The organism is Bradyrhizobium genosp. P (assembly GCF_049949265.1).
GTDB lineage: Bacteria > Pseudomonadota > Alphaproteobacteria > Rhizobiales > Xanthobacteraceae > Bradyrhizobium.
The window spans coordinates 5,056,906-5,083,447 of the sequence record NZ_CP188195.1; the positions used below are offsets into that span (position 1 = coordinate 5,056,906).

33 protein-coding genes and 1 tRNA gene are annotated in these 26,542 nt (G+C 61.4%); 20 read left to right on the forward strand and 14 right to left on the reverse strand.

The window, feature by feature from the left end; translation table 11 throughout:
- Nucleotides 1-12 precede the first annotated feature (12 nt).
- Nucleotides 13-792, reverse strand: coding sequence for a Crp/Fnr family transcriptional regulator (locus ACP2YO_RS24465; RefSeq protein ID WP_426433660.1), 780 nt, complete (start codon nucleotides 790-792; stop codon nucleotides 13-15).
- A 114-nt stretch (nucleotides 793-906) separates the two neighbouring features.
- Nucleotides 907-1,206 carry a gamma-butyrobetaine hydroxylase-like domain-containing protein gene (locus tag ACP2YO_RS24470; protein ID WP_426443305.1) on the reverse strand — a complete coding sequence of 100 codons (300 nt, stop codon included), beginning with the start codon at nucleotides 1,204-1,206 and terminating at the stop codon, nucleotides 907-909.
- 321 nt (nucleotides 1,207-1,527) lie between these two features.
- Here ACP2YO_RS24470 and ACP2YO_RS24475 point away from each other — a divergent pair, with 321 nt between their 5' ends.
- Genes ACP2YO_RS24475 through fdxA form a run of 4 tightly spaced genes read left to right on the forward strand, consistent with a single transcriptional unit; the run spans nucleotide 1,528 to nucleotide 4,854 of the window.
- Nucleotides 1,528-3,270 (forward strand): fumarate reductase/succinate dehydrogenase flavoprotein subunit, encoded by a 1,743-nt coding sequence (locus ACP2YO_RS24475; protein ID WP_426433662.1) that lies wholly within the window; start codon nucleotides 1,528-1,530, stop codon nucleotides 3,268-3,270.
- 30 nt (nucleotides 3,271-3,300) lie between these two features.
- Nucleotides 3,301-3,534 (forward strand): 4Fe-4S dicluster domain-containing protein, encoded by a 234-nt coding sequence (locus tag ACP2YO_RS24480; protein WP_426433664.1) that lies wholly within the window; start codon nucleotides 3,301-3,303, stop codon nucleotides 3,532-3,534.
- Between the two features lie 2 nt (nucleotides 3,535-3,536).
- Nucleotides 3,537-4,514 carry a HEAT repeat domain-containing protein gene (locus ACP2YO_RS24485; protein WP_426433666.1) on the forward strand — a complete coding sequence of 326 codons (978 nt, stop codon included), beginning with the start codon at nucleotides 3,537-3,539 and terminating at the stop codon, nucleotides 4,512-4,514.
- 1 nt (nucleotide 4,515) lies between these two features.
- Complete coding sequence (gene fdxA, locus ACP2YO_RS24490) at nucleotides 4,516-4,854, forward strand: ferredoxin FdxA (RefSeq protein WP_426433668.1); 339 nt, start codon at nucleotides 4,516-4,518, stop codon at nucleotides 4,852-4,854.
- Nucleotides 4,855-4,894: 40 nt separating this feature from the next.
- Here fdxA and ACP2YO_RS24495 read toward each other — a convergent pair whose 3' ends face one another.
- From ACP2YO_RS24495 to ACP2YO_RS24505, 3 genes are all read right to left on the reverse strand, one after another.
- Complete coding sequence (locus ACP2YO_RS24495; protein WP_426433670.1) at nucleotides 4,895-5,152, reverse strand: hypothetical protein; 258 nt, start codon at nucleotides 5,150-5,152, stop codon at nucleotides 4,895-4,897.
- Between the two features lie 165 nt (nucleotides 5,153-5,317).
- Nucleotides 5,318-5,479 carry a hypothetical protein gene (locus ACP2YO_RS24500; RefSeq protein WP_426433672.1) on the reverse strand — a complete coding sequence of 54 codons (162 nt, stop codon included), beginning with the start codon at nucleotides 5,477-5,479 and terminating at the stop codon, nucleotides 5,318-5,320.
- 76 nt (nucleotides 5,480-5,555) lie between these two features.
- Nucleotides 5,556-6,032: a winged helix-turn-helix transcriptional regulator gene (locus ACP2YO_RS24505; RefSeq protein ID WP_426433674.1), complete on the reverse strand. Its 477-nt coding sequence runs from the start codon at nucleotides 6,030-6,032 to the stop codon at nucleotides 5,556-5,558.
- 153 nt (nucleotides 6,033-6,185) lie between these two features.
- Here ACP2YO_RS24505 and ACP2YO_RS24510 point away from each other — a divergent pair, with 153 nt between their 5' ends.
- Complete coding sequence (locus ACP2YO_RS24510) at nucleotides 6,186-7,106, forward strand: alpha/beta fold hydrolase (RefSeq protein ID WP_426433676.1); 921 nt, start codon at nucleotides 6,186-6,188, stop codon at nucleotides 7,104-7,106.
- Between the two features lie 40 nt (nucleotides 7,107-7,146).
- Here the strand turns inward: ACP2YO_RS24510 and ACP2YO_RS24515 are convergent.
- Together ACP2YO_RS24515 and ACP2YO_RS24520 are read right to left on the reverse strand one after the other, a co-directional pair.
- Nucleotides 7,147-7,236: transfer RNA gene (locus ACP2YO_RS24515), tRNA-Ser, on the reverse strand.
- Nucleotides 7,214-7,726 carry a hypothetical protein gene (locus ACP2YO_RS24520; RefSeq protein ID WP_426433678.1) on the reverse strand — a complete coding sequence of 171 codons (513 nt, stop codon included), beginning with the start codon at nucleotides 7,724-7,726 and terminating at the stop codon, nucleotides 7,214-7,216. The genes ACP2YO_RS24515 and ACP2YO_RS24520 overlap by 23 nt, the downstream gene beginning before the upstream one ends.
- A 206-nt stretch (nucleotides 7,727-7,932) precedes the next feature.
- Here ACP2YO_RS24520 and ACP2YO_RS24525 point away from each other — a divergent pair, with 206 nt between their 5' ends.
- The 8 genes from ACP2YO_RS24525 (at nucleotide 7,933) to ACP2YO_RS24560 (ending at nucleotide 11,485) form a co-directional block, all read left to right on the forward strand.
- Entirely contained in the window at nucleotides 7,933-8,277 is a 345-nt protein-coding gene (locus ACP2YO_RS24525) for a hypothetical protein (protein WP_426433680.1), read from the forward strand.
- Nucleotides 8,278-8,364: 87 nt separating this feature from the next.
- Complete coding sequence (locus ACP2YO_RS24530; RefSeq protein WP_426433682.1) at nucleotides 8,365-8,511, forward strand: hypothetical protein; 147 nt, start codon at nucleotides 8,365-8,367, stop codon at nucleotides 8,509-8,511.
- A 13-nt stretch (nucleotides 8,512-8,524) separates the two neighbouring features.
- A complete protein-coding gene (locus ACP2YO_RS24535; RefSeq protein WP_426433684.1) occupies nucleotides 8,525-8,701 on the forward strand; it encodes a hypothetical protein in 177 nt (58 codons plus the stop codon).
- A gap of 1 nt (nucleotide 8,702) precedes the next feature.
- Entirely contained in the window at nucleotides 8,703-8,909 is a 207-nt protein-coding gene (locus tag ACP2YO_RS24540; RefSeq protein ID WP_426433686.1) for a hypothetical protein, read from the forward strand.
- Nucleotides 8,910-9,022: 113 nt separating this feature from the next.
- On the forward strand, nucleotides 9,023-9,544 hold the full coding sequence (locus ACP2YO_RS24545) for a hypothetical protein (RefSeq protein ID WP_426433688.1): 522 nt from the start codon (nucleotides 9,023-9,025) through the stop codon (nucleotides 9,542-9,544).
- Nucleotides 9,535-9,720 carry a hypothetical protein gene (locus ACP2YO_RS24550; protein WP_426433690.1) on the forward strand — a complete coding sequence of 62 codons (186 nt, stop codon included), beginning with the start codon at nucleotides 9,535-9,537 and terminating at the stop codon, nucleotides 9,718-9,720. Before ACP2YO_RS24545 ends, ACP2YO_RS24550 begins: the two co-directional genes overlap by 10 nt.
- Nucleotides 9,720-10,211: a hypothetical protein gene (locus tag ACP2YO_RS24555; protein ID WP_426433692.1), complete on the forward strand. Its 492-nt coding sequence runs from the start codon at nucleotides 9,720-9,722 to the stop codon at nucleotides 10,209-10,211. Before ACP2YO_RS24550 ends, ACP2YO_RS24555 begins: the two co-directional genes overlap by 1 nt.
- A gap of 173 nt (nucleotides 10,212-10,384) precedes the next feature.
- Complete coding sequence (locus tag ACP2YO_RS24560; protein WP_426433694.1) at nucleotides 10,385-11,485, forward strand: RelA/SpoT domain-containing protein; 1,101 nt, start codon at nucleotides 10,385-10,387, stop codon at nucleotides 11,483-11,485.
- 520 nt (nucleotides 11,486-12,005) lie between these two features.
- Here ACP2YO_RS24560 and ACP2YO_RS24565 read toward each other — a convergent pair.
- From ACP2YO_RS24565 to ACP2YO_RS24580, 4 genes are all read right to left on the reverse strand, one after another.
- Nucleotides 12,006-12,635 carry an SGNH/GDSL hydrolase family protein gene (locus ACP2YO_RS24565; RefSeq protein WP_426433696.1) on the reverse strand — a complete coding sequence of 210 codons (630 nt, stop codon included), beginning with the start codon at nucleotides 12,633-12,635 and terminating at the stop codon, nucleotides 12,006-12,008.
- 83 nt (nucleotides 12,636-12,718) lie between these two features.
- The gene (locus ACP2YO_RS24570) at nucleotides 12,719-12,994 is read right to left on the reverse strand and encodes a hypothetical protein (RefSeq protein WP_426433698.1); all 276 of its coding nucleotides are present in this window, start codon (nucleotides 12,992-12,994) and stop codon (nucleotides 12,719-12,721) included.
- Between the two features lie 474 nt (nucleotides 12,995-13,468).
- A complete protein-coding gene (locus ACP2YO_RS24575) occupies nucleotides 13,469-14,107 on the reverse strand; it encodes a Rha family transcriptional regulator (protein WP_426433700.1) in 639 nt (212 codons plus the stop codon).
- A 465-nt stretch (nucleotides 14,108-14,572) separates the two neighbouring features.
- A complete protein-coding gene (locus ACP2YO_RS24580) occupies nucleotides 14,573-14,725 on the reverse strand; it encodes a hypothetical protein (protein ID WP_426433702.1) in 153 nt (50 codons plus the stop codon).
- Nucleotides 14,726-15,077: 352 nt separating this feature from the next.
- On the opposite strand from ACP2YO_RS24580, the gene ACP2YO_RS24585 reads away from it, so the two are divergent.
- Nucleotides 15,078-15,314: a hypothetical protein gene (locus tag ACP2YO_RS24585; protein ID WP_426433704.1), complete on the forward strand. Its 237-nt coding sequence runs from the start codon at nucleotides 15,078-15,080 to the stop codon at nucleotides 15,312-15,314.
- 50 nt (nucleotides 15,315-15,364) lie between these two features.
- Here the strand turns inward: ACP2YO_RS24585 and ACP2YO_RS24590 are convergent, their stop codons facing one another.
- Together ACP2YO_RS24590 and ACP2YO_RS24595 are read right to left on the reverse strand one after the other, a co-directional pair.
- Nucleotides 15,365-15,667: a hypothetical protein gene (locus tag ACP2YO_RS24590; protein WP_426433706.1), complete on the reverse strand. Its 303-nt coding sequence runs from the start codon at nucleotides 15,665-15,667 to the stop codon at nucleotides 15,365-15,367.
- A 1,453-nt stretch (nucleotides 15,668-17,120) separates the two neighbouring features.
- Nucleotides 17,121-17,378, reverse strand: coding sequence for a hypothetical protein (locus ACP2YO_RS24595; RefSeq protein ID WP_426433708.1), 258 nt, complete (start codon nucleotides 17,376-17,378; stop codon nucleotides 17,121-17,123).
- Between the two features lie 520 nt (nucleotides 17,379-17,898).
- On the opposite strand from ACP2YO_RS24595, the gene ACP2YO_RS24600 reads away from it, so the two are divergent.
- The gene (locus ACP2YO_RS24600; RefSeq protein ID WP_426443306.1) at nucleotides 17,899-18,711 is read left to right on the forward strand and encodes an FkbM family methyltransferase; all 813 of its coding nucleotides are present in this window, start codon (nucleotides 17,899-17,901) and stop codon (nucleotides 18,709-18,711) included.
- A gap of 785 nt (nucleotides 18,712-19,496) precedes the next feature.
- Nucleotides 19,497-20,429 (forward strand): septal ring lytic transglycosylase RlpA family protein, encoded by a 933-nt coding sequence (locus ACP2YO_RS24605; protein WP_426433710.1) that lies wholly within the window; start codon nucleotides 19,497-19,499, stop codon nucleotides 20,427-20,429.
- Between the two features lie 18 nt (nucleotides 20,430-20,447).
- Here ACP2YO_RS24605 and ACP2YO_RS24610 read toward each other — a convergent pair whose 3' ends face one another.
- Nucleotides 20,448-21,383: an alpha/beta fold hydrolase gene (locus ACP2YO_RS24610; protein WP_426433712.1), complete on the reverse strand. Its 936-nt coding sequence runs from the start codon at nucleotides 21,381-21,383 to the stop codon at nucleotides 20,448-20,450.
- A gap of 163 nt (nucleotides 21,384-21,546) precedes the next feature.
- Between ACP2YO_RS24610 and ACP2YO_RS24615 the strand changes: the two genes are divergently transcribed.
- Genes ACP2YO_RS24615 through metG form a run of 4 tightly spaced genes read left to right on the forward strand, consistent with a single transcriptional unit; the run spans nucleotide 21,547 to nucleotide 26,541 of the window.
- Nucleotides 21,547-22,806 carry a D-alanyl-D-alanine carboxypeptidase family protein gene (locus ACP2YO_RS24615; RefSeq protein ID WP_426433714.1) on the forward strand — a complete coding sequence of 420 codons (1,260 nt, stop codon included), beginning with the start codon at nucleotides 21,547-21,549 and terminating at the stop codon, nucleotides 22,804-22,806.
- 1 nt (nucleotide 22,807) lies between these two features.
- Nucleotides 22,808-23,494 carry a dTMP kinase gene (gene tmk / locus ACP2YO_RS24620; protein ID WP_426433716.1) on the forward strand — a complete coding sequence of 229 codons (687 nt, stop codon included), beginning with the start codon at nucleotides 22,808-22,810 and terminating at the stop codon, nucleotides 23,492-23,494.
- On the forward strand, nucleotides 23,491-24,531 hold the full coding sequence (locus tag ACP2YO_RS24625; RefSeq protein ID WP_426433718.1) for a DNA polymerase III subunit delta': 1,041 nt from the start codon (nucleotides 23,491-23,493) through the stop codon (nucleotides 24,529-24,531). Before tmk ends, ACP2YO_RS24625 begins: the two co-directional genes overlap by 4 nt.
- A gap of 57 nt (nucleotides 24,532-24,588) precedes the next feature.
- Nucleotides 24,589-26,541, forward strand: a complete 1,953-nt coding sequence (gene metG, locus ACP2YO_RS24630) for a methionine--tRNA ligase (protein WP_426433720.1) — start codon at nucleotides 24,589-24,591, stop codon at nucleotides 26,539-26,541.
- Nucleotide 26,542 lies beyond the last annotated feature (1 nt).

The following is a 26,542-nucleotide window of genomic DNA, read 5'->3' on the forward strand; positions in this document are numbered from 1 at the left end:
TGAGCACAGGAGTTAGTCTGCCGCCTGACCGCGCATCTCCTCCAGCACATCGGGCCGGCAGACCACGATCTGCGAACGCTTGGTCAGCACGACCTGCTTGTCCTGCATCCGCTTCAGGCTGATCGTGACCCATTGCCTGGTGGCACCGACCATGTGGGCGATATCCGCGTGCGTGAAGGCCGCTGCGATCAGCCTGCCATCGGGATCCTCGACGCCATAGAGGTCCATCAGGTGCAGCAGGAGATGCGCCAGGCGCTGGGTGATCGAACGCGTTCCCAGCATCTGGGCGAGCGCCGAATAGCATTTGCCCTTGAATGTCAGACCCTCGATCAGACCGATTGCCAGATTGGGGATTTCGGCGGCGAGCGTCCGCAGCTCGCGTCCCGGAAGCTGCACGACGGCGCAATTGCTGGCGGCAACGCCGGACCATTGATGCGTGCCGCCCTCGAACACTTCCGGCCCACCAACGAAGTTTCCGACATGCCAATAGGCCAGCGTGATCTCGCGCCCGAGCGGCGAGATGTAGAACACGCGGACGCGGCCGCTCTCGATCAGATAGATGCCGTCATGCTTGGCGCCCTGGCTGAACAAGGTCTGTCCGCGATTGAGCACCTTGCGGCGGCCCGACTTGAGCACGAGTTCACGTTCGCGCAGCGTCAGCTTATCCATCAGCGGTGGCGGGCCGCCGATGGCCTGCTGATTCTCGGTGAGCAGCAGCGAGGTGCCGCCGGGTGTTTTGGCGGTGCCGGGGGGCACGCCGCCGCTGATAGCATTGGCTGCCTGGAGCAACATGACCTGCCTCCGGATCATCTGGAATTGATCCAAAGAGCAGCAAGCTTCATGCCAGACCAAAGGGGGCGAACCACCTCAACGCGAACTAGGAAGACGGCTGAAAGGCCAGCGAAATCAAAGGCTGGCGAGATCGAGAAGGTAGCTCTTCGGATAGATCCCGCGGTTATGGCCGTCCGAGAAGGCGATGTTCAATCCGTAGCCGAGATCGGCCACCTCGACGATGGCGAGGCCCGGAAAACCCAGAGGGAAGCGGTCGTCAAAGCGGGCGCGAAGACAATGTGCGCACTTGCAGGCTGTCCGCAATGTTTCCGCCGACAGCGTGACGCTCTCGCCAAGAGATGTGGCCATGGACAACGAATCCAGCTCGGGACTGACCTCATAGCCTGTCAAAGTCGGTGCCACCGTCATCGTCATCATCTCCACGCGCACAAAATAGGAGAGGAGCGACTGCTGCGATAGCAACTAATTGCGCACAGGACTCAAATAACAAGGACTCGGTTGCGGCGGACCAATCGTGGAGAACGACAGGCCATGAGACTCATGGTGCGGAGGACAAACTCACTTCGCGCGCCCCGAACACGCGAACCGAACTTGCTGTTTTGTTGTTCAACCGGCTGGCTCCGAATTGATCAATTGAACCAAACCTCGCCATTCTCTCGTCAGTGACAACTAATTGCTATCGCACGAGGCAACGCTGAACAAAGCTGCTGCCACGTTGCGAACCAGGAGCTGATGATGGCAATGGACGAGATAGTCGATGGAATGTCGGAGGTTTCCTGCGACGTGCTGGTGATCGGCGGCGGCACCGCCGGTCCGATGGCGGCGTTGAAGGCGAAGCTGAAGAATCCGAAGGCCAACGTCGTTCTGCTCGAGAAGGCGAACGTCAAGCGATCCGGCGCGATCTCGATGGGCATGGACGGGCTGAACAACGCCGTCATTCCCGGCTACGCGACGCCTGAGCAGTACACCAAGGAAATCACCATTGCCAACGACGGCATCGTCGACCAGAAGGCGGTCTATAAATACGCACAGAACTGCTACGGGATCATCGAGGAGCTCGACAGCTTCGGCATCCGTTTCCTCAAGAACGAGAACGGCGACTACGCGGTCAAGAAGGTGCACCACATCGGCACCTATGTGCTACCGATGCCGAATGGCGATACCGTGAAGAAGGCATTGTACCGGCAACTCCGCCGCGCGCGCATCCTGATCTCCAACCGCTACATGGCAACGCGCCTGCTGACTTCGAGCGATGGCCGCGTTGCCGGCGCGATCAGCGTCAACACACGGACCGCCGAATTGCTGGTGATCAAGGCCAAGGCCGTGATCCTCTGCATGGGCGCGGCCGGCCGTCTCGGTCTGCCGACGTCGGGCTACATGTTCGGCACCTACGAGAACGCGGCCAATTCCGGCGACGGTTACGCGATGGCCTATCATGCGGGCGCCGCGCTCGCGAACCTCGAATGCTTCCAGATCAACCCGCTGATCAAGGACTACAACGGCCCGGCCTGCGCCTATGTGGCCGGCCCGTTCGGCGCCTATACCGCCAATAATGAGGGCTCGCGTTTCATTGAGTGCGATTACTGGTCGGGCCAGATGATGCTCGAATTCTACAACGAGCTGTTGTCCGGCAAGGGACCGGTGTTCCTGCAACTCAACCATTTGCACGAGAAGACGATCGAGGAGATCGAATCGACGCTGCACAAGGTCGAGCGACCGACGCGTGGCCTGTTCCAGAAGGGACGAGGCAACGACTACCGCAAGGAGTCGATCGAAATGCACATCTCCGAAATCGGCTTTTGTTCCGGCCACAGTGCTTCCGGCGTCTTTGTCGACGATTTCGCCCGCACCACCGTGCCGGGCCTTTACGCCGCCGGCGACATGGCGAGCGTGCCGCACAATTACATGCTCGGCGCCTTCACCAACGGCGCGGTCGCGGGCACCGATGCGATGGAGTTCGCCGACAATCACGACTTCGCGGATTTCGATGCTGCCGATGTCGTACGCGAGCGCGACCGCGTGATGGCACCGACCAAACGCGACGACGGCATCCCGCCGAACCAGATCGAGTACAAGGCGCGCCGGCTGGTGAACGACTATCTGCAGCCGCCGAAAGTCACCCGCAAGTTCGAGCTCGGTCAGCGCCGCCTCGCCGAAGTGCGTGACGACATGGAGCAGCGCATGATCGCGCGCAACTCCCACGAACTGCTGCGCGCGCTGGAGACCCAATCGATCCTGGATTGCGCCGACATGGCGGCACATGCCTCGCTCTACCGCGAGGAAAGCCGCTGGGGCCTCTATCACCTGCGCACGGATTTTCCGGAGAAGGACAACGAGAACTGGTTCTGCCACACGCTGCTGAGCAAGAGGGACGGCCGTATGACCAGTGAGAAACGTGACGTGCAGCCTTATGTGGTGCCGATCGCGGATGACGAGAAGGACCTCTACGACAAGCAGCGCATCCGCGCCACCGCGTGACGTCAGCCCAAACCGACAGGAGATTGAACGATGCCGCTTGCAACCTATCAGACCTCGGTGCCCGTCGTCGTCGTCGACGCCAAATGCATTGCCGACAAGGGCTGCACCGTCTGCGTCGACGTCTGCCCGCTCGACGTGCTCCGCATCAGCGACATGACCGGCAAGGCCTACATGGCCTATGACGAGTGCTGGTACTGCATGCCCTGCGAAGCGGACTGCCCGACCGGCGCCGTGACCGTCAACATTCCCTATCTGTTGAGGTGATCATGTCGAGCCCGTTCGAATCCTACGACGACCTCGACGATGCCGACGAGCGGCTGCAGGCCGCGGACCCGGCCGAGCGGCGCGTTGCGATCATCGCGCTCGGCCATTCCGGGGATCCGGCCGCCGTCGGGCATCTCGCCGGCATGGTCTCCGATCCGGATGCCGGCGTGCGCCAGCAGGTGGCGATGGCGCTCGGTGAATTCGACGGGCCGGAGAGCGCAATCGCGCTGGTGCAGTTACTGGTCGACCCTGAAAGAATCGTGGCATCAGCCGCGGCCGACAGCCTGGCCGAGCTGAAAGACCCGGTCTGTGCGGACGCCATCCTGCCGCTGGTCAGGCACAGCCACGCCTTCGTCCGGATGGGCGCACTGCGAAGCTTAAAGGAACTGCGGCGCAAGGACACGCTGAAGCCCGCGCTCGAGGCACTGCAGGATAGCGACGCCGCCGTGCGCGTCCAGGCAATCGGCGTGATTGGCTTCCTCAAGCTGGAGGAGTCGATTCCGGCGCTGACCGCGTCGATCAACGACCCCGACGCCCATGTCAGGCGCGCGGCAGTCAGCGCGCTGGCCTTCTCGCAGATGAAATCCGCGGCCGAGTCGATCACCCGAGCGCTCAAGGATGACGACTGGATGGTGCGCGAGATGGCGGCCGAGACCTTGGGGCTCAACGCCAACGGTTCGATCGCCGCAGATCAGCTGATCGAGGCCCTCGCGGACGGATTCTGGCAGGTGCGCCTGAAATCGATCCGCAGCCTCGGCAAGATGAAGATCGACCGCGCGGTGCGTCCGATCGGTGGCTGCATCACCCACGAGCAGGCCAATCTGCGTAAGGAGGCGGCAGCTGCGCTCGGTGAGATCGCTGACCCCGCCGGCGAGCCGTACCTTGCTTTGGTCGCGGGCGACACTGATCCTGAAGTGCGCAAGAACTCGCGCTGGGCGTTGCAGCAGATCGCCGCCCGGAAGGCGAGGGCGGGCACCTGAGATGACCTATGTCGTCACCGAAGCCTGCGTGAAGTGCAAATACACCGACTGCGTCGAGGTGTGTCCGGTCGATTGCTTCTACGAGGGCGAGAACATGCTCGTGATCCATCCCGACGAGTGCATCGACTGCGGGGTGTGCGAGCCCGAATGTCCGGCTGACGCGATCAAGCCGGACACCAAGCAGGGGCTCGAGCCCTGGCTCGCGCTCAACGCCAAATTCGCAGGCCTCTGGCCGAACATCTCCGACCGGAAGGAGCCGCCCGCGGATGCCGACGACTTCCAGGGCGTGGACGGCAAGTTCGAGAAGTTCTTCAGCGAGACCGCGGGCTCAGGCACCTGACGGCAGGTTCGCACCCGAGTGCGAAGCTGAACGCGGATCGCTAGCCCTGGCCATCCTTGAGGCCGTATTCCTCGTAGATGGCGAGGGGATTGGTGTCGGGGAATAGCCTGCACTTGGCCTGTGCGAGATGAAGTGTGACGGCGCCGGCCTCGCATCTGGCCGTCAGGAGCTTCCGGACATCATCCATATGCGCGCGCGGCTGATGCTTCGGCGGAAGCTGCTCGAGCGCAACCAGGGCCGTGGACAAGGCCTCGGTCACCACCCACTCGTCGTGTCCCGTAATTCCCTTTCTCGGCATCACCACACCTCCCGCACCTTGGCGCGCGACATTGTAGCGCACGGAAGGCGGGGGCTGTCATCAGCCAACATGGTCAGGGTGCCGGGAACAGCACGATGTTCGCTGCTCGTAAATGATGCAGGGGGCGGAACTTGGCCGGGCAGTCTGCGCTGGCGGCGAACGCGGCTACGCCGCCACCGCGCCGGTGAGCGACACGCTCAAAATCCGCCACTTCGACGTGTCGAAGAAATAGGTGGCCTTGATGTGCGCGGACGCTGAATCGGGGGCCTGAATCACCGTGTGGAATTTCCGCGTTCCATCACTCAGCGAAATCCGGAATGTCTGCATTGGTCGAACCCTCCACGGCTGGAGCCTGCGGCAACGAGGGTTAATATTTGGTTGTCGACGGAAACGTGCGCGGTGATCACGCCGAATGTTTTTCCGTCTCGGACGATGCCGGCGGCAAACGCACGAATGTATCCTCGGCGCCGAGGATGCGTCCGTCTTGCGCACGAAGCTCCAGCCGTCGGACCGGCAGGCCGGCTTTCTTGTCGATGAGCAGCACATGCGCCTCGTCAGGCTCGAAGAAGAAGTCCTCGCCCCATTGCCGGAGCGCGACAAGGAGGGGAAACAGGCCGCGTCCCTTTTCGGTCAGCACGTACTCCTGGTAGGGGCCGCCGTCGGGAGCAGGCACCGTCTCCATGATGCCATGTGCCAGGAGATTACGGAGCCGGGCCGAGAGGATGTTCTTGGCAAGCCCCAGGCTCTTTTGAAACTCCCCGAATCGTCGCAGTCCATCGAAGGCATCTCGCACGATCAGCAGCGACCACCAGTCGCCGATTGCGTCGAGCGGCCGTGCCACGCCGCATAGGGAGTCCTTGTGGCTCACTCTCTTGGCCATTGCGATCCGCCTGCCGTTGCTCGTTTCGAGTTCTGACTGCCCTCCGTGACGGCCAGCCGGTTGCCACCGTCCTCGACAAATATCGGTTGCAAACTAAAACCTCAAGCAGTAGATGGCGGTTTCAAATTAAAACCACTCACCGTGAGAGCCGCCATGATCCCATCCGAAGCCACATTCGACGGCACGTTTCCGTTCGCGCCGCATTTCACCCGAGCTCCCGGCTTCCAGATGCACTATGCCGACGAGGGGCCGCGGGACTGCGAGGTCGTGCTCTGCCTGCACGGCGAACCGACCTGGGGTTATCTGTTTCGTCGCCTGATCCCGATCTTGAGCACAACCCACCGTGTGGTCGTTCCGGATCACATGGGTTTCGGCAAGAGCGAGACGCCGGCGCATCGGAGCTACTGGCTGCAGGACCACATCGATAATCTGGAGACGTTCGTTCTTGCGCTCGACCTCACCGATATCACTCTCGTGATGCATGATTTCGGTGGCCCGGTCGGCATGGGGCTGGCGGCCCGGCGTCCCGATCGTATCCGCCGCGTCATCTCGGCGAACGGGCCGACGCCGTTCGGCCAGAAGGATCTGTTCGATCGGCTGACGACCAATGCGCTCGTCTCGCCGTGGTTTCAGTGGATCGCAAAGGCTGCGGCAAGCGGTGACCTCGATCCGGTGCTCGGGCAGCTCGGCTTCAACATCCTGAGCACGCTCAAACTCAACGGCTTTGAGAACAACGCCGTCATCGCCGATGCGTGGCTCGCGGCCTACGGCGCGCCGTTCGCGACTCCGGCGGACTGCCTGGGCGCGATCGGATGGGCGAAGGGTTTTGCAACCGGCGCGCACCAATTCGAGACGCCCGATCCCGCCGCCGATCGTGCGATCCGCGGCAAGCCCGGGCTCGCCATCTGGGGCGAGGCGGACCGCACGCTCCAGGGAGAGCAGTTCCTGCCGCTGTTTTCCGAGATCTTTCCGGCCGCACCGGTGAGGCGCCTTGCGGGTGTTGGGCATTACTGTTTTGAGGACGCCCCGGAGGCTGTCGGCAGCTTGATCGCGGACTTCATTCGTCAGACCTGATCGCCGACGGGGTCGTGTGAGGGCGCGGACGGTGAACGAATGGCGGAAGGGGTGGGATTCGAACCCACGGTACCCTTGCGGGCACGCCGGTTTTCAAGACCGGTGCCTTAAACCACTCGGCCACCCTTCCTTCGCAGGAATGTCAGGCACTTAGCGCAGGGGGCGGTCGAACGCAACGCGAACTTGGACCCACGTTGGACCCAAAGCCTATTTTCCCATAAGCCAAGGGCAAAGGCAGCGATGGCGGTCGTAACCAACTCGTTGGCCTTCTTCGACCGCTTCCGCTTGGCATAGTTGCGCAATAGGACTGCGGGATCATCGCCGATCCGCTGGGCCACGGTGTGTACCGGAATGCCGGCGTCGAGTAGGGCGGTCGAGTGAATGCCCCGAAGATCGTGAAACCTGGTCTTCCCGAAGCTGGGCAGGTCGGCCTTTCGGGCCTGCTCGCGCACATAGTCAGTCCGGCGCGCAAATTCCTTTGAGAAGTTGCGTGGGTTACGGGGCTTGGTGAAATCGAAATCTCCGCCGGGATCGGGAAGAGCCGGGAATATCAAGGCACCTGCGCGCAGCCTGATCAGCGAGAGGTCGACCTCGGCGCCGTCCGGTATCACCTGCACCATCGGGCGCACCTGCGCCGGCGCCAGCGGCTTCGCAGCCGGGTCGGGACTTCCATGAGGCCAATCCCCGATCGGTAGGGCATAGCCCCGCCCGTGAGCAGCGCGAAGCTGCGGCGGCACGTGCGGGAGAAGCGCCGCAACCCGCCGGCACCGATCCAGCCGCGGCGCCGGAGCACAGCGCCGAGAAGCTGAAGGTCGGCAAGTACGAGGTGTCGGAAGCCGATCTCGCGACGATGCTGGACCGCCAGTCGCAGGATGATCTCCGCAAGGCCACGCTCCCAGCCTCGCCCAGTGACTACAAGCTCGATCTCCCCGCGGACCTCAAGCTGCCGGGCGGGGTCGAGTATAAGCTGGACGCCAACAATCCCAGCCTGACCGCCTTGAAAAACTGGGCCCACGGAAAGGGGTTCGATCAGGCGACCCTTTCGGAAATTCTCGGCATCTACGCGACCCATGAGGCGCAGAATAACGCCGCGCTCGCCGCCCGGGCTCGCGAAGAAGTCGCCAAGGCCGGCGTGAATGCGCCGCAGCGGGTCGACGCCGTGACGAAGTAGATCACCGTCGAGGTTGGCACCGCCGACGCCAAGCCGATCTGCGCCACGATCGTCACCGACGCACATCTGCGCTTCTACGAAAAGCTGATGCACAAGGCCTCCTCGCAGGGTGCCGCAAGCTTCTCGCAGCAGCACCGCGCCGCGCCCGAAGCGGGCATTCCCGGTTTCGAGAAGATGAGTTTCGAGCAGAAGCGCTATGCGCAGGACCAGCAGGCGGCGCGCCGTGCTCGCTAGGGAGACCTGAAAAATGAAGATCATCCGAACCTCAGCGCCGCCGCCTCCGAAGGAGCGCTCCATCATGCGGTTTGATCCTCCGGCCGCTCCGAAGGTTCGGCCGATGTCGCCGGCCGCTCCGAAGCAGGCGGACCAACTCGATCAGCGCGACCCGGCTGGCGGCATCGATCCGCAGCAGCAGATCTTCTGACGTGGCAACCACCTTCACGCTCAAAATTGATTTGGCTGGCCACGAGCAGCCGCACGCGCCCCAAGCCCATCGCCGGCTGGTCGCGCAGATGCTTGATCAAGCCCGGCAAAGCCTCACGAGTAGCAACACGATGCGCGGAGAGTTGACGATCGCAGCTCCGGGCATGCCGACCAAGACGTTGGGCGGGTGGGAGTTTGTGGACGAATGACCGAGGCGTGTGCGCCCATGCGCAACGGGCGGCGCTTCGCGACCGTCTGGAGCCTTCCACCGAACATCGCGCGGGCATCCGCGTCGCGTGAAGCCAAGCCGCCGCTGCTCGTGGTGAGCGACAGCCCGCCGCCAAACGATCCTGCACCGCCTGGCGCTGAATTCATCGCTGTTGAGGTTACGTCGTATTCGGAATTGATCGCCGGCCTCCGTCAGAAGCTTGCTGCTTTGGGAATTCGCTATTTGGACTTTGACGAGCTTGCAGGCCTTCCCCTCGGAATGACCGGGAAAGCCCTCGGTCCATCTGAGGTGAAGGGGCTCGGAGCCAGAAAATTGTTCGATGCGATCCGGGCCGCTGGCCTTCGGATCAGGCTCGAGGAAGACCCCGAACAGACTGCGAAGATGTCCGAGCGCATCGCCGAAAACTACAATCCGCGGCAGCCGAAGCAGGCGCGGCCGAACAACCGAAACTATGCGCCCAGCGCCTCGTTGATCGACCGCGTCCTACAGCATCTGTCGAACAACACGCCCGGCGGCCTCAAGCTTCTCAATGACGCAGCAAAAACAGCCCGCTCAAATTGGGCGCGCCATGCCTGGCAAGCGCGACACCCGGAAGGGCCAACATCATGTTCGTGATCGACAATGAAACGCTGCTGCGCCGCGATGCGGTCCTGCGACAACTTGAAGGCAAGGCAGCCGTCACCCTTGTCGACGTGATAGCGGCGAGCAAGGTCATCGACTTCGCCGCAGCCCGCGCGCGCCGGCAGCCGGCACCGCACCCTCGCGTGAATAAAACCGACGGGGCGGCCTGATGAGCGCGAGCGAAAATTCCGAAATCAGTCGCCCCAAACCCATATCCGCCAAGGTGCGCGAGGCGATCACGTCGATGGTGACCGGCGACGCGAAGACCATCACGGCCGCCGCCGAGAAGGTAGGGCTGAGCCGGGAACATCTCAGCAGGGAATTGAGCAAGCCCCACATTGACGCCTTCCTGCAGCAGAAGGTGCGCCGCAATCTTGCTGTCGCGACGACGCGGGCGGGAGCCGTAAAGGTCGACCTGCTCGACTCCGACAACGCCATGGTCCGCGATCGCGCCAGTTCGTTTGTGCTCGGCCTCGCCGGCATCGCTCCAGCCTCAACGCCGAGCGTCAACGTCAGCATCGAGGTGAAGGCCGGATACGTCATCGACCTAAGGGATGACCATGATATGCCGCCAAAGGTCATCGACCCCCCGCGCGTCATCGGTCCCGAGCCGATGCGTCAAATCGAGCATGAGACGCAGGGCATTTCATCGACGCGGTGAATGATGGCGCGCCAGTGATCGAGATCGCGAAGGGCGGGAACGCCTGACGCAGGCTCGATGATCGCGACAATCAACATGAGCGTCTTCCGGTTTTAAGCAAACGCTCATCGGCCAACGGCCGGACCTATCAGAAACACCATACCGGCCTTGGGACTTGAGATGAAACTGGAGCTATGCGTGCTCAGACGGCCGGTGCTACCGTGAGTAGCGCGGTTGATTCGATATCGCGATGCGTCGAATTGCGGCGCCTTCATAGGGAGGGGCCTGATGATGATGATTTATGGCTTCCTGAAATGGCTTGGGCAGTTCCAAAACACGCTAAGAAACGGGTCAACTGGGCTGGGCAGATACTCGTCGTTGAGCCACCGGAATTCGTATTCGTCGAGGGCGCCGACGATGACGACCTCGAAGTAAACCAAGACTATTACGCTTGGTCGCAGGAGTATTACGCCGCCCTCGATATCATCAATAATTGGCGCTCTTCGCGCAATTTTCCGCTTAATACGTTCCATATCGGACTAAAGCGAAGGGCCAAGATTATTGATCCGACCGCTATTACCGCTCAGCGAATTAAGCGACTAGCGTCAATCGAGTCGAAGCTGGCTAGATTCCCGACCATGACTCTATCGCAGATGCAGGACATCGGGGGATGTCGCGCCATCGTATCGGAGGCGCGTGATGTGTCGCGGCTCTACGAGAGCTACACTGAAAGCGATCTCAAGCACGCCTTGGCCCAGACTGACAATTATATCGATAACCCGAAGGATTCGGGATATCGCGGGATGCATTTGATCTATCGGTATTACTCCGATAGACGTCAGGATTACAACTCTCTGAAAATCGAGATGCAGCTGCGCTCAAAGCTACAGCATGCTTGGGCCACCGCGGTTGAGACGGTCGGTGCATTCGTCAAGCAGGCTCTTAAATCGAGCGTGGGCGAGCAGGAATGGCTTCGTTTCTTCTCACTGATGGGCGGCGCATTAGCGTTCATGGAAAATACCGCGCCGGTACCTGGCGTTCCCAATGCCTATTCCGATTTAGTTGAAGAGCTACGCGATTACGCGAAAAAACTTGAAGTGTTCAGTCGGCTACAAGCATTTGGCGCGGCTCTCAAGCATTATGAAGGCCTGCAATCCAAAAACGATCACTACTATCTGCTTGAGGTCAATCACACCACACGGCTGCTCAATGTCAGCGGTTTCAAAAGGGATGAATCGGACAAGGCAACTGCAAAATATTTGGAAGTTGAGAAAAAGATAAAAGGTGAGATCTGATGCAGTTCTCGTTTCAGTCGATTCAATGAATTCATTGCGGCAGGCATACCCGAATTACTTCTTAGACACCGGCGTCTTTCTCGCTGTGATGCAGGATATTCTTTCCCCTCCCAAGGTGGCGGCTAAGGGAAAGGTCAAAACAGCTGACACATAGGGCGTTTTGCTTCGTTGATACGATCTTCTTAGATGCCTTGGCCCAGTCGAGCCTGGTTTTCACGACCCCTCATCATTGTCCGAGCACATTCCAAAACCCCCGCGGCAACCGCGGCACCTCTCCATCGTCGGACTTGTTGCAGGCCGGGCAAGGCGCGCCGGCGCCGCCGCAAGTGCAGGCATGCGGACCGGTCCATGGCTGGTCCTGATCGTTCTCACAGACCCAGCCGGTATCCTCGCAACAGATGCAGCGCGCCGTCATGGCAGCGACCTCATCTGCTCGAACAGCTCTTTAACCTCGCTCAGCCGCAGCTTGGTGCCGGCGGGCATGTGGTCCAGCAGCATGTGCCGCGTGCGGACCGCGATCTCACGCATTGCATTCCTTGGAGATCGCCGCTTCGAGCGCGGGCAACCAGGTCTTGTAGCCTTCGGCCGTAAAGTGCTTGCCATCCGACATCTTGGATCCGGATGGCAGTTGAGGGTCGACAAATCGAACGCCGCGAGTCGCCGCGGCTGCCCCGATCGCCGCGTTGGTCTGCGCATCGGCGACCGCGACGGCCATCGGTGGCCTCGTCGATACGAGTTTGACCGTGTCGATGAGGTCGCCGAAATCGCGTTGCGCCGCCGACGATCCGATATCATTCGCCCCAACGGTGAGGACCACCAGGAACGCACCATTCCCGCCGAGCAGGCGGGTGGCCAGCCGGCTTGCTTCCTGAATGGTCTGGCCGCCAACGCCAGCGTTGATGACGGGATGTCCGCAAAGTTGCCTGGGAAGAGGGGCCATTTCGGTCACGCTGTCGCCGAGCACGACGATAGGCGCGGCTGCGTCCGCGAGCGAGGCGCGTATGATGAATTCGCGCACGTCGGCGTGATCGTGAAAGGTATGTTGAGACACCTCGCCAAAGCGTTTGCGCACCCTCTGCAGCTCAGAGAAGGAAGCTACAAAGCCGATCAGAAATACCGTGGCCAGAATCCATGGGAGCGCGCGACGCATGACGCTCCAACTACCATTACGTGCGCAACTCTAGCAACATGCAGCCGCTAGGCCAAAGGAAGCAGGCCAGGGGGCAGCACGCTTCAGCCGACGCCCTTGGCGAAGTTAATCACCTCGCCCCAGTCCAACCGGGTGTCGACCCAACCGACTCTGCCGCAGCCGGTGCGCGCGAGATGCGCCGAGATGTCGTACCAGTCCCATTCCGGCAGATCGGCAAGCTCGAGCCGGCCGTTGTGGTGACAGTTCACGCAATAGACCAGCACCGACTTGAACTGTTTGCCCGACCCAGCGGTGGCCTTACGGTCGACGGGGCCGGTCCAGTAGCGGAGGAAGTGAGCGGGCTTGCGGCGCCAGGGCATGGCGCATGAGAACGCCGCTCGCCGCGGTGCGCAAATTATCAATCCCTTGAGGCTCGGAACGGCGGCGAGCTACTGCGCGTCGTGCCGGATCTCATCAGCTCCGCAGACGCCCGCTCCTGGGCGGCCCGGTAATAGTTCGCTGCGAGCAGTCGGAATGCTTCTCGGGCATCTGCCAACGTACAGCGCTCGGCCTGCTGGAGACAGGTCTGCTCCATCTGCCTGAAGTATTCCTGGCGCGATTGTCCTGCCATCGCTCGCAACTCCCCAATACTCCGCGCACCGTAATATAATACCAAAACGATATGAAGGTTATTTTGTGGGCACCCGAAGAACGCCTGCTAGGCACGAGGTGCCGGGCTAATCCGAACAAGCGGGAGCTGAGAACGGCAACGAACTACTGCGCGTCGTGGGTGTGGATGACTCTGCTCCAAAGAAAACCCGCCGGTTAGGGCGGGTCCTGGAGCGGCTTGGCGCCTATTGGACGGCACCAGGCTCTTTGCTGAATACGTCAGCCGAGGGGATCATGCCCACAAGAGGTAACGGCGCGTCGATGAGATTCCGATAGCTCAGCGCGACATGTCGGACCACCCTCAGCTGATCCGCCGGGTTGGTGATGCTCCGGGCTTCGAGCTGGAGGGTAATTGCGCCCTCGATCTGTATGACCGTATTCAGTTGCTCGGTGGTCAGATGATCGCGGAGGTTCGCCTTCGGCGCCAGCCCCCACCGTTTGCGCAGCTTGGCGGCGGTGCCGCCGTACAGGATCTCGTATATGGCGTCGGTGTTGTTGGTGTAGTGGAACCACTCCGTTGCGCCATGCTCCTTGTACGAATCGGTCGCCGCAACCCGGATTGTCTTCGACCTTCCCCTGGTTTCGGCGTGGATGATCGCTTTCTTCCGAAGCTCAGCCTCCATAAAATTGAAGGCCTGGATATATCGTTCGCGCCAGAACGCCGCCTTCGTTCCACTAAAGCCCATCACCAGCATCGTGAATCCGTCGCGGGTCATCCGAAACATAGGCATTTGTCGGTTCTGCACGGTGGGATATGAGGAGGCCTCAAAATTGAGGGCTCTAAATTCATCAGAGCATTCAAGGGCTTCTATCGCGCGAAGCACATTGTAATGGATCTTGTCGAAATGGTGAGCTACGTCGAGCGAGCTTACGTAGAGTTTGTCCTTTGAACTCCAAGAGGCTCATCGCGTCGAACATCGTGATTTGTTTCGGCTTCGTCTCTGCGTTGGTCATCGTCGCATCTCCTGTAGATGCGACCACGAATTGCTGGACATTCTACGCAGCGGCTGTAAAACAACTCTTGTTAGGGGAGCCGGTCACAGCTTCGTGGCCTGGGTTTCAAATTTGAAGAGCGGACCATTTCGCAGATGGGCCGCTCTTCGGCTTTATGGCACCCTGATTCGGACGCCACGCTCAATTTACCTCATCGTGACTCGCCCGCCATGCACGTCGCGTGCAGCCCCTGCCTTATGCACAGCCAGGAAGCTTAATAGTTCATCAATATCCGCTGGCAGGACCTCGATCTTGGCGGTTGTAGCCCTCCTGCTGCATCCGTGGTTTACCGGGCTCTAGAGCAGCCGATAGCCCATGCCTCCGATCGGTCCCTTGGCGTCCCAATTGAAGTTCGGCCGGACGTCGGCTCCAGGATTGCCGCAGGCACGACAGACGAAGCGCAGCTCGAGGTCGGATAGCCTCACATCGTCCGGCCAGCGGTCCGCCATGAGCGCGACCGAGTGGCTGCACCGATGGTCCGTGCAGTAAATCAGACGGCCCGCACGCCCATTGAGCGCATCTCTCCGAACGTGATTTTCTGAGCTGGCATAGCCCATCAGAGCGACGCTGGCTCGCGAGCGCAAATTATCAATCCCTCGTGGATCGGAACGGCGGCGAGCTACTGCGCGTCGTAGGTGTGGATAAAGCTCGTCGTTGACCGTTGGTGCGCGCCAATCCGGCGGCGCAGTCACAACACCGCGCGCTCCTGGCAAGATCGTATTAACCAGACTCAGCCAAGCTAGATTTAGACATGCGGTCGCAGACGCCAGAAAGGCATCGGGCCATTCGTGGAGACGTGCAGTGGATTACAGCGCGTTCACCGATGCCAGCCTGAAGATGATGTACGAGGCGGTCCGAGGTGCGATCGCAGCGGACGACGAATTCGAGGCCTATGGCGAAGAGCCAAAGTTTCGAGCCCGCACCACTCCCGAGTGGAGGCGACACGCTCGCGATCTCGAATCCGAAATGTTGAAGCGTGGATTATCGATCGACATCATCGACTGGACAAACGGGCAGGCGGAGTTGCCGCTGGCGTAGAACGCCGGTCCCGATCATCTACTCCGGGAACCTTGGTCGGAGACGGGACGTCAAAGCAACGAAGTCGGATCCACTTCATCCACATTAACCAGAAAGACCACGGCGCGATCTCGTGTTGTATTCCGCGCGTCGTAGTAGCGCACCCTTTCGTCTGCATGAGCCAGGCGGATGCGAAGAACTGAGTAATCATCGCAAAGAGGTTTGCCGCTCGAATGAAGGGATTTGAGTTTGGCTTGAACCCTCTCGTCTACAAAAAAGGCCTCTGCCTCGAGATATTTTTTGGCAGCGATAGCTACGATCGGCATACGGTCAGCCTCGACGACAAAAACAGAAATTGAAAAAGTCTCGCTCACTTCTTCGCCTTCAACCCGATCTCGACTAGCCGGCGGATTGCTTCGGAGCGCGCCGGCGTGTCTGCCTGGGCGCCGGCCCATTTGTCGACTGCGGCTCCCACCTCCGGGGGTAAGCGCACGGCTGAAACAGGATGGACACCGCCAACCTTCTTAGGTCGTCCGCGCGATTTTTTGTTTACAGAAATTGATTTCTTCATATTTTCAGTTTACAAAAATTCGAGCCGAGTTGGAAGGTGCAACTTCCCCTCGGCTCTAACCCGAGCCACAAAGGAGTGGATATCCAAATGACCCGAGCTGATCGCGTGCATAGCACGCCACCCACAAGCACGTCTGCAATCCTCGAAGCCAATCCACATCAGGACGGCCCAGCAGAGTCCGCCGACTCATTTTCCTGCCAACCCGCTACCCGACACCGGGCCGAGGAAAGGCCCCTTGGTGACTCTCCCAAGCCCGCTGGCGGCCTGTCGCGCCGTCTCTCAACGGGCCCTCGAGCAGATCGGGGGTGCGGCATGAGCAAAGCTGGTGAATCTCAATCTCGTTGGAGCGAAGCCGAAATAACTTGCGCCCGTAACTTGTTTGCCGAGAAGCAGCCAGATTCTGAATTCCGGCGCATTCTCGGGCGCACAAAAGCAACCTCCCGAGCCAAGCTTTTTCGTAATGATCGCGATCCAAATCACGTTCCGGTCGCGCTCGGACCGCGGAAATTCGCGCCGCCTGAGCCTCGCCACGAGGTTTCGGCGGACCAGTGGGCGCAGGCGAGTTGGAGACTGAATGCGCCTCGTACCCTCTCGGCGTGGCTGTGCGGCGATCCTGCACCGGGGCAAAGCGCCCTCGATAAGCGGTTAGGAGGTCCCAGGTGAAGCGCCGTCGCCGATCGCACCGAACTCGCAACCGGCAGAGGCTCGCGGCACATGCCAGACGGCTGAGGCGGTGACTAAGCAACGAGGCGGGGCCTTCGGTCCGCGCTCACGCCGTCGGTAACGGCCTCAAGCCCGCCGGTTCAACTCGGCGGGTTTCCTTCTGGGCTTTGAGGGAAGCGCCCAGCGGTTGATCCGGCTTTTCAGGCTGATGCTTTTCGGGCTTGGCCGCCTGCGCCGGTCGCGCAAATCTGGCGGCCCACCGCTGTTCGAACTTTCTTTGCAGGTCCCGAGGAACGTCGCACATAACCCACCTCCGGGTTCGCCACTCGACGGGGCCTTAACGCGCGGGGCGCTCTAAAGGTCCCTAAGCGGGGGCGCCCGCCATTGCCCGCCCGCCTCGCAGAGCCCCCAATCCAAAGCCGCGCCGGCGATCGTCCCGCTAGTCCCAAAAAGTTACGCCGCCGGGCTCGAAATACACTGTCCCGGTGGCGCCCTGTTTCAATCTGGGTCCCTGCAATCCCAGGGCCTCAATCCCTGCAACGTCGATGCCCCAACCGTATGACAGCCCGGCGGGGTGATCGGCGGGCGGGTCTTTAATCCGTCCTGAAGATCGCTGCAGAGTCGTAGACCGGCCGCGTTCCCCATCCGGGGAGGGGACGCTGAGTATTTTTGGTCGGCCTTACCTCGTAGCCATCCTGGCCGAAGTGAGACAAGGCTTCGTCCACGACGTCCTGGAACGCGACCCAGCTATCAGTGTTCGCATCCACCGGCTCGATTCTAAAGGCTCGCTCGCTGAGGCGCGTTGCCTTGTGTGCCGGAGATCCTCTGCTCAGACCTTCAAAGTAGCTCATTTTGGATTTCCATCTGCATTGGAGCGACCTGATTGTGGATGCTGCGCGCGATACCAGGCCGCGAAGGCCGGAGTTGTCCTGCAAGAACTTCGCCACAGCCTCGTCCGGCATCTGGCCTGACAGCATGATCGCGCCGCGCTTTTGCCTTTGGACCCAACCTTGGACCCAAACGGCGCAGAACTGGATTGAACCAGTTAGATTAGCTGGACTGAGGGAAAAGGGGATAAGCGCCGGAAAACCCAACACGATCAGACCAGATGAAACGGGGCCTTACGGTCCCGTTCGTCTTTCAAGACCGGTGCCTTAAACCACTCGGCCACCCTTCCTAACCAATATTTTCAAGTGCATAGCGCATGTTCCAAACAGAACAAACAGCAAAATTGGCACCCGATCGGCACCCTGGCGATTCAGCGCCGCGTTGATCGCCGCTGCCGCCTTGCCATCGTCCTTTCTGAACAAATGGGATAGATGCGCAAGTCATATCTGGTTCGGCTGCCCGAGGCGCTTCGAAATCGTGACCATGATCCACGTCGGCCTTATTCCGCCACGATATCCCAATCAATTACGTCCAATCGCTTTCAGGGTGCCGATCAAACTATCCGACCATCTTGGGACGATCGTTTTCATCCTATCAGGACGATCAGATATGAACCCCCAGCTCATCTACGACGTAGGCGTCCATAACGGCGACGACGCCGCTTACTATCTCCACAAGGGCTATAAAGTAGTCGGAGTAGAAGCTAATCCGGAGATAGTCGCCATCTTGCAAAAGCGTTTTGCGGCTCAAATCGCCGACGGCGCGCTTCAACTCGTCGATGTTGGCGTCGCGGAAGAAGAAGGCGAACTGGACTTTTACGTTTGCAACGAGTCCTCGGATTGGAGTTCCTTTAATCCGAACAAGGCCGCAACCGGCGGCAAGACCAATAAGGCTATCAAAGTCAGGACAGCCAAGTTCTTATCGATTCTGCAGGAATACGGCGTGCCGTACTACTGCAAGATTGATATCGAGGGTAACGACAGCATCTGCCTGCAAGGCATCGACCCGCAGGATAAGCCCGCGTACTTGTCGATCGAAATGTCGCATGCGCACGGAGATCGCGATCTCAATAATTTACAGCAGTTAGGGTACCGCCGTTTCAAGATTCTGAGCCAGGCGAACTTTGCCCCAGCCAACCCGCGGGTCGATAGAGTTGCTCGCAGCCTGCCTCGGCAAATAACCTGGCGAATGAGACGGCTTGAAGGGAAATTGCTCGGCAAATTCCGCGATGGGCCATGGGATTTCAAGATGGGAAGTTCCGGGCCATTGGAGACGATCTACCAGGTCGCTGGATGACACCCGACCAGGCGCTAAAGATCTGGCGCTCGCTTCACGATTTGGACAAACGTCACGCGGGGGGCAATTGGTTCGATATCCATGCCGCAGCCTAGCGAGCAGCCGTCTTATCGACCGGCCGGCGCTCCCCCTTGCACCGGATCGCTCAGCTAAACGCGAAGGCCAGCAAGCTCGAGCACAGCAGCACAAGGCTCGCTGCGGTCAGCGTCAGGAAGCCGTCGGAGACAAAATCGTGACTGCGCATGATACACCTGCCTGATCCGATGCTCGTCCGAATTGATTAAAGCTTTCCGAACAGTCGCTCCTGGAAAGAGGTGACGCGTCTTTCCACCTCGGCGGGCCCTCAGGCCCGGTATCGATAGCCTTCCACGGCATGAGCCAAAAAGATGGCTGCACTGACCAGGCCCATAACCGCTGTAACCGTCTCGATCATCGCAAACGTTCCTTTGCGCCCCACGCGGAAGAGAGAACGATTACAGGCTTGCACAGTCAAAAAGATTCAATTGTTGGAATCGAGATCACCCCCCGACTGATGATTTGCTGCAACAGTGTGTCTGATCGCGGGACAGCGGACGTCAAGACAGCCAAGCCTCACACGGTGAAAACTCCGTAGATCAACGGAGGGAGGGACAACCAACCATTCACCACGGCGCGGCTCACCCCATTTCCGCCGTGTTTCGGTTGCGGTATCTTCACTCTCCGGTGCGGAGGTGGGCTGCATCGTGACGAGATGGATGCATATGCCCCGGAGTAGGCGGGCGTCCGGCAGAGTGGTACTTGGGGCAATGGGGACTAGACGGCCAGATTCGATCGTCCGGACGGCGCGCGGCGCCGTCGCCGTGGCCACGTGCCTCGTCCTCGCCAATTGCGCCTCGTCGAACCAGTTCGCGAGCCGCGTCGATCCCAAATACGGCGTCTCCTCGAGCCCGCGGGTTGTGGCGTTCGGCGATCCCGTGCCGAAGGGCGGCGGCACCTACCGGGTCGGCAAGCCCTATGTGGTCGGCGGAGTTACCTATGTACCGGAAGAGGACGTCAATTACCGCGCCGAAGGCATGGCGTCCTGGTACGGCGACGATTTCCACGGCCGCCTGACCGCCAATGGCGAGGTGTTCGACATGGGGTCGCTGACAGCGGCCCATCCGACCTTGCCAATGCCGAGCTATGCCCGTGTCACCAATCTCAGTAACGGCAAATCGCTTGTCGTCCGCGTCAATGATCGCGGCCCATATCACGGCAATCGCCTCATCGACGTCTCGAACAAAGCCGCTGAACTGCTTGAATTCAAAGGCAATGGCGTTGCTCGCGTCCGCGTCGAATATGTCGGCCGGGCACCGCTCGAAGGCTCCGACGACCGCCAACTGATTGCGACCCTGCGCACCGGCACGCCGGCGCCGTCGCCGTCGATGGTACGGGTCGCCTCGGCGCGGCCGTTCGTGCCGGATGTGTCCTCATCGGCTCGCCGGATCCGCGGTGACGTTCCGATGCCCGAAGGCAGGCCGTACAGCCTCGGCAATACCTCGGCCGACTACGCCTCGACCACGGCGACGTCCGAAATGTCCGCTTCAAGCCGCTCGCGAGGCCGTGTCCTGAACAATCCGCGGGAAGTGTCCTACGAGGGCAACGCACAGTATGCCGCGACCCCGAGCCCTGCCTCGGCCAATGTGCCGATCGACGCACGCGGCCCGGCCGAGGTCCTGAGCGGGCGCGGGCTCTACTGAATCAGGCACTTCGTCTGATTACTTGAGAAAAGCGATCAGGGCCGCATTGACCTCGTCGGGCCGTTCCTGCTCGATCCAGTGACCGGCGCCCTCGATGATCAGCTTCTGCTTCAGGTCCGGCAGCACGCGCTCCATGTCGGCGAGCCGTTTGGCGCCGATTAGCCCCGTGATCACGGCGTCGTTTGATCCCGCGATGAACAGCGAGGGTTGATGGATCTGCGCGTCCTGCCAGGGCGCCGTCAGCTCCCAGTTGCGGTCGAGGTTGCGGTACCAGTTCAGGCCGCCGCGGAAGCCGGACTGCGCATAGCCGGCCGTGAACTCGGCGATATCGGCTTCGGTGAGCCAGGCCGGCAACGGCCGGCCGCCCGGCAGATTACCGAGGAAGCCCTTCGCCTCATCGACGAACATCGCGCTTGGGTCGGATACGCCGCGCCCGAGCACCAGGCGCATGGTGTGGGCAATGTCGCGTTCGAACTCGGCTTCCGCGACGCCTGGTGGCTGGAAGTACTGCCAATAGAAATTGGTGATGCCGCTCTCGCGAAGGGTCTGCAGTGGCCGCCCGCGTCCCCGGAATGGCGGCGGAACACTGAGGCCGGCGACCTTGGTGAAGATATCCGGCCGGAAGAGCGCGGCATGCCAGGCCACCGGCGCGCCCCAGTCGTGGCCGACGATCACGGCCTGCTTTTCACCGAGTGCGGCCACCAGCGCGACCATGTCGCCGACCGTATCGAAGATCGTATAGGCGCCGATGTCGGCCGGCGCGCTGGTCCGGCCGAAGCCACGCATATCGGGGGCGGCCACCCGAAAGCCGGCGGCCGCAAGCGCGGCGATCTGGTGCCGCCAGGAATAGGACAGTTCCGGCCAGCCATGGCAGAGCAGGACCAGTGGGCCTTGCCCCGCTTCACGGACGAAGATGTCGATGCCGTTGGCGGAGATGGTGCGTGAGGAAGACATCGCGTTTCCGCCTTGTTTGCCGGTTTTGGTGTCATACGGCTCATTCCAAAGATATGGACGTTCAGCGCGCTCAGCAATCCAACCCGGCCGTGCATAAGCGCAAATACCTCAGTTGTTTGCGGTACTTCTACCTGTTAGAACGCAGCCTTTCAGGACATCGCTGATGGCAGCCCAGACCGCAGTTTCCCGCACGTTCGCCGCTCGCGCCGGGCGTTGCTGGCGCGGCCTGGTCGCGGCCGTCGTGGTGCTCGCCGTCGGCTGCGGCGGGGTTGTTTATGCCGCGAACAACAGCGTCCAGGGCGCCAAGAAGGAAGAGGGCGGCTTCGACGGCGATGCTCCGACCGCCATCCTGGTCGAGGCCACCAGCGGCAGCGTGTTGTTCGAGAAGAACGCCGACGAACTGCGCGCGCCGTCCAGCATGATGAAGCTGATGACGGCCGAGGTGGTGTTCAACGCCATCAAGAACGGCGAAATCAAGCTCACGGACGAGTACCGGATCAGCGAGAACGCCTGGCGCCGGGGCGGGGCGCCGTCCGGTACCTCCACGATGTTCGCGGCAATCAACAGCAAGGTCTCCGTCGACGACCTTCTGCATGGTGCGATCATCCCGAGCGGCAACGACGCCTGCATCGCGCTAGCCGAAGGCATCGCCGGCAACGAGCACACTTTCGCAACGGACTTCATGACCAAGCGCGCACGCGAGCTAGGCATGACCAAATCGACGTTCGGCAATTCCAACGGGCTGCCCGATCCCAGCAACAAGATGACGGTGCGGGAACTCGCGATCCTGGCGCGCTACGTCATCCAGACCTATCCCGACAGGTACAAGCTGTTCGGCGAGAAGGAGTTCACCTGGAACAAGATCCGCCAGCAGAACCGCAATCCGTTGCTGAACGCGATGCCTGGCGCCGACGGATTGAAGACCGGCTACACCAAGGAGGGGGGCTACGGCATGGTCGGCTCGGCCGTACAGAACGACACAAGGCTGATCGTCGTCGTCAACGGTCTCGAGGATTCCGAGGATCGTGCCATTGAAGCCAAGAAGATGCTGGAATGGGGCTTCCGCAGTTTTGAAGCCCGGACGCTGATCGCGGCCAATCAGCCGGTCGGCTACGCCCGGGTGTTCGGCGGCGACAGCCGCTCGGTGAAGCTCGTCAGCCCCGATCCGATCAAGGTGATGGTATCCAAGAATGGCAATGACAAGCTCCTCGCGCGTGTAATCTACAGCGGCCCCGTCAAGGCGCCGATCGCGGCCGGTCAGAAGATCGGCGTGGTCAGGGTCTGGCGCGGCGCCAATGTAGCGATGGAGGCGCCGGTGTTTGCGGCGGACGCCGTCGGCACCGGATCGACGATGCGCCGTGCACTCGACGGCGTCCAGGAACTCGTTATTGGCATGTTCCGGGCCGGTGCCGAGAAGCTCTGACATGGCGGAAACAGCAGTCAAACGGCCGAGCTTGCGCGGTCGCTTCATCACCTTCGAGGGGGGTGAAGGGTCGGGGAAATCAACCCAGATCCGCAAGCTGGCCGAACGTCTCGACACCGCCAAGCTGCGCGCCATCGTGACTCGCGAGCCCGGTGGCTCGCCAGGCGCCGAAATCATTCGGCACCTTGTGCTGTCGGGGATGGGCAAGCTGCTCGGGCCCGACGCCGAGACGCTGCTGTTTGCCGCCGCGCGCGACGATCATGTCCGTACCCTGATCCTGCCCGCGCTCAACCAGGGCGTCTGGGTGCTGTGCGACCGCTTCTTCGATTCCACGCGCGTCTATCAGGGCCGGCTCGGGCAGGTGCTGCCCGGCCTGCTCAATGCCATGCAGCGCGTCACGATCGGGGATCTCAAGCCCGACCTGACCATCATTCTCGACGTGCCAGTCGAGGTCGGCCTGCAACGCGCCGCCGCGCGCCGCGGCAACGCCGCAGCCGATCGTTTCGAGGCGGAGGACGTCAAGTTCCATCAGGACCTGCGTGACGCCTACCGGCAGATCGCAGCGGAAGACCCGCAGCGCTGCGTGCTGATCGATGCCACGGCCGACCCTGACACGGTTGCATCGAAGGTCTGGGCCGCGCTGCGCGAGCACGTGTTGACGTTAAAAGCGGCGGCAAGTTCGGCATGAGCGCGCGCAAGGTCGAACAGGAGATTGCGGTCCGGCATCCGCGCGAGACGTCGGACCTGTTCGGGCATCGCGAGGCGGAAAGCACCTTGCTCAACGCCTATCGCGGCGGGCGCATTCCTCATGCCTGGCTGATCGGCGGCGCGCAGGGGATCGGCAAGGCGACGCTGGCCTATCGCATGGCGCGGTTCGTGCTGGCGTTCCGCAGTCCGACGGCGTCCCAGGTGCAGCAGGCGCCGACATTGCGCGTTGATCCGGCCGACCATGTGGCGCGGCAGATCACCGCCGGTGCACATGGCGGACTGTTGGTGCTGGAGCGAGGGCTCAACGATCGTGGCGTGATGCGGACCGTCATCACGGTCGACGAAACCCGCGAGACCATCTCGTTCTTCGGCTCGACCGCCGCGGTCGACGGCTGGCGCGTCTGCATCGTCGACACCGTCGACGAACTCAATCCGAACGCCGCGAATGCGCTGCTGAAGATCCTCGAGGAGCCGCCGCAGCAATCGCTGTTTCTGCTGGTCAGCCACGCGCCGTCACGGGTGCTGCCGACCATCCTGTCCCGCTGCCGCAAATTGCTGCTGCGGCCGCTGGAGACGGACGACGTCGTACGTAGCGCTGCCACCGCGACCGATATCGCGGCCGACGATCCCGCACTGCTCGAAGCCGCGGCGGCCTCGGAAGGTAGCGTGGGGCGGACGCTATCGCTGCTCGGCGGCGATGCGCTCAAGCTGCAGCAGCGCACCGCTGCGCTGCTCGCGACGCTTCCCAAGGTCGATCCGCGCGAATTGCACGCGCTTGGTGACGCACTCGGCATCAGCGACCGCGTCGCGCTCGCCGCCTTCATCGACGGCATCGATCGCTGGATCAGCGACAAGATGCACACCGGCGACGCCAATGCCAATCTGCCGCGCCTTGCACGGCTGGCGGAGGTATGGGAAAAGATCGTCCGCGCCGCGCGCGATACCGAGGCCTACAATCTGGAGCGCAAGCCGCTGGTTTTCTCGGTGTTTTCGATGCTTGCGGACGCAACCCGATAGACGCTCCGTCTGACCTCTATCCCGACAAACTTGTTTTGATCTGCAAAGGAATCCGTGGTGGCGACCGCCAAGAAGAAATCGTCGAAGCAGAAATCGTCGAAGAAGAAAGCCAAAAAGACGAAGACGTCGACAGTTCGCGCGACCGGGAAAAAGGCCGCAGCCAAGTCGCGCCCAGCGAAGAAGAACAAGCGCGTCGTCAAGAAGGCCAAAAAGGCAAAGGCCGCCAAGAAGGCCGTCAAAAAATCGACGGCTAAGAACGCTCCCAGGAAGACATCAAAGAAGGTCGCGAAGAAAGCCGTCAAGAAAGCTGACAAGGTTACGCCGAAGGCAGCAACCGCGAAGGCTGCTGCGCCGGTGGCCGCGAAGCCGGCTCCGCCGAAGGCTCCTGCCGCCAAGAAGGCCCCGAAAGCCACCCCGGCGCCGAAGCACGCCAAGCCTGCAGCGGCGCTCACATCAGCGCCGGCCGCCGATCGCGGCAACATCTTCTACATCACGACTGCGATCGCCTATCCGAACGGCCAGCCCCACATCGGCCACGCCTACGAGGCGATCGCGACCGACGCGCTGGCACGCTTCCAGCGGCTCGACGGCAAGGACGTATTCTTCCTGACCGGCACGGACGAGCACGGGCAGAAGATGATCCAGACCGCGCAGGGTGAAGGCCTGACGCCGCTCGAACTCGCCACCCGCAACGCCGCGCGTTTCAAGCAGATGGACGAACGGCTCAACGTGTCGTTCGATCGCTTCATCCGCACCTCGGAAGAGCAGCATCATCGCTCGAGCCAGGCGATCTGGCAGCGGATGGCCGACAATGGCGACATCTATATCGATAGCTATGCCGGCTGGTACTCGGTGCGCGACGAGGCTTATTATGCCGAGGATGAGACAGTCGTCGGCGAGGACAATGTCCGTCGCGGTCCGCAGGGTACGCCGGTCGAGTGGGTCGAGGAGAAGAGCTACTTCTTCAAGCTTTCGGCCTACCAGGACAAGCTGTTGCAGCTCTATGAAAACCAGCCTGACTTCGTCGGCCCGGACTCGCGCCGCAACGAAGTCATGAGCTTCGTGAGGGGCGGCCTGAAGGATCTCTCGATCTCGCGCACCACCTTCGATTGGGGCGTCAAGGTCCCCAATGACCCCGAGCACGTGATGTATGTCTGGGTCGACGCCCTGACCAACTACATCACCGGCGTCGGTCACCCCGACGAGAATGATGCGAACTGGCGTTACTGGCCAGCCGACGTGCATATCATCGGCAAGGACATCATCCGCTTCCACGCCGTGTACTGGCCGGCGTTTCTGATGTCGGCCGGCATCGCTGTGCAGAAGCGCGTCTACGCACATGGCTTCCTGTTCAGCAGGGGCGAGAAGATGTCGAAATCAGTCGGCAACGTCGTCGACCCATTCAATCTGGCCGAGCAGTACGGCGTCGACCAGGTGCGCTATTTCTTCCTGCGCGAGGTGCCGTTCGGGCAGGACGGTAACTACAACCATGAGGCCATCGTCGCGCGCATCAATGCCGACCTTGCCAATGATTTCGGCAATCTGGCACAGCGCTCATTGTCGATGATCGCAAAGCAACTCGGCGGCGTGTTGCCGGAGCCTGGCGAGTTCAGCGATAGCGACAAGGCGATCCTGGCGCAGGCCGATGCGATGCTGGAGGCGTCGCGGTCAGCGATGGCGACGCAGCAGATCCATCAATGGCTCAACACGGTCTGGGCGGTGGTCGCCGAAGCCAACCGTTATTTCGCGGGCGAGGCACCATGGGCGCTCGCGAAGACCGATCCTGTCAGGCAGAAGACGGTGCTCTATGTGACGGCCGAAATCGTGCGCCAGATCGCGATCCTGGCGCAACCGGTGATGCCGTCCTCCTGTGCCAGGATGCTCGACAGCCTCGGCATTCCCGAGCAATCGCGCAGCTTTGCGGCACTTGGCGAACGGATCAAGCCAGGCACAATTTTGCCGGCACCGGTCGGCGTGTTCCCGCGCTACGTGGAACCGAAGACCGAATAGG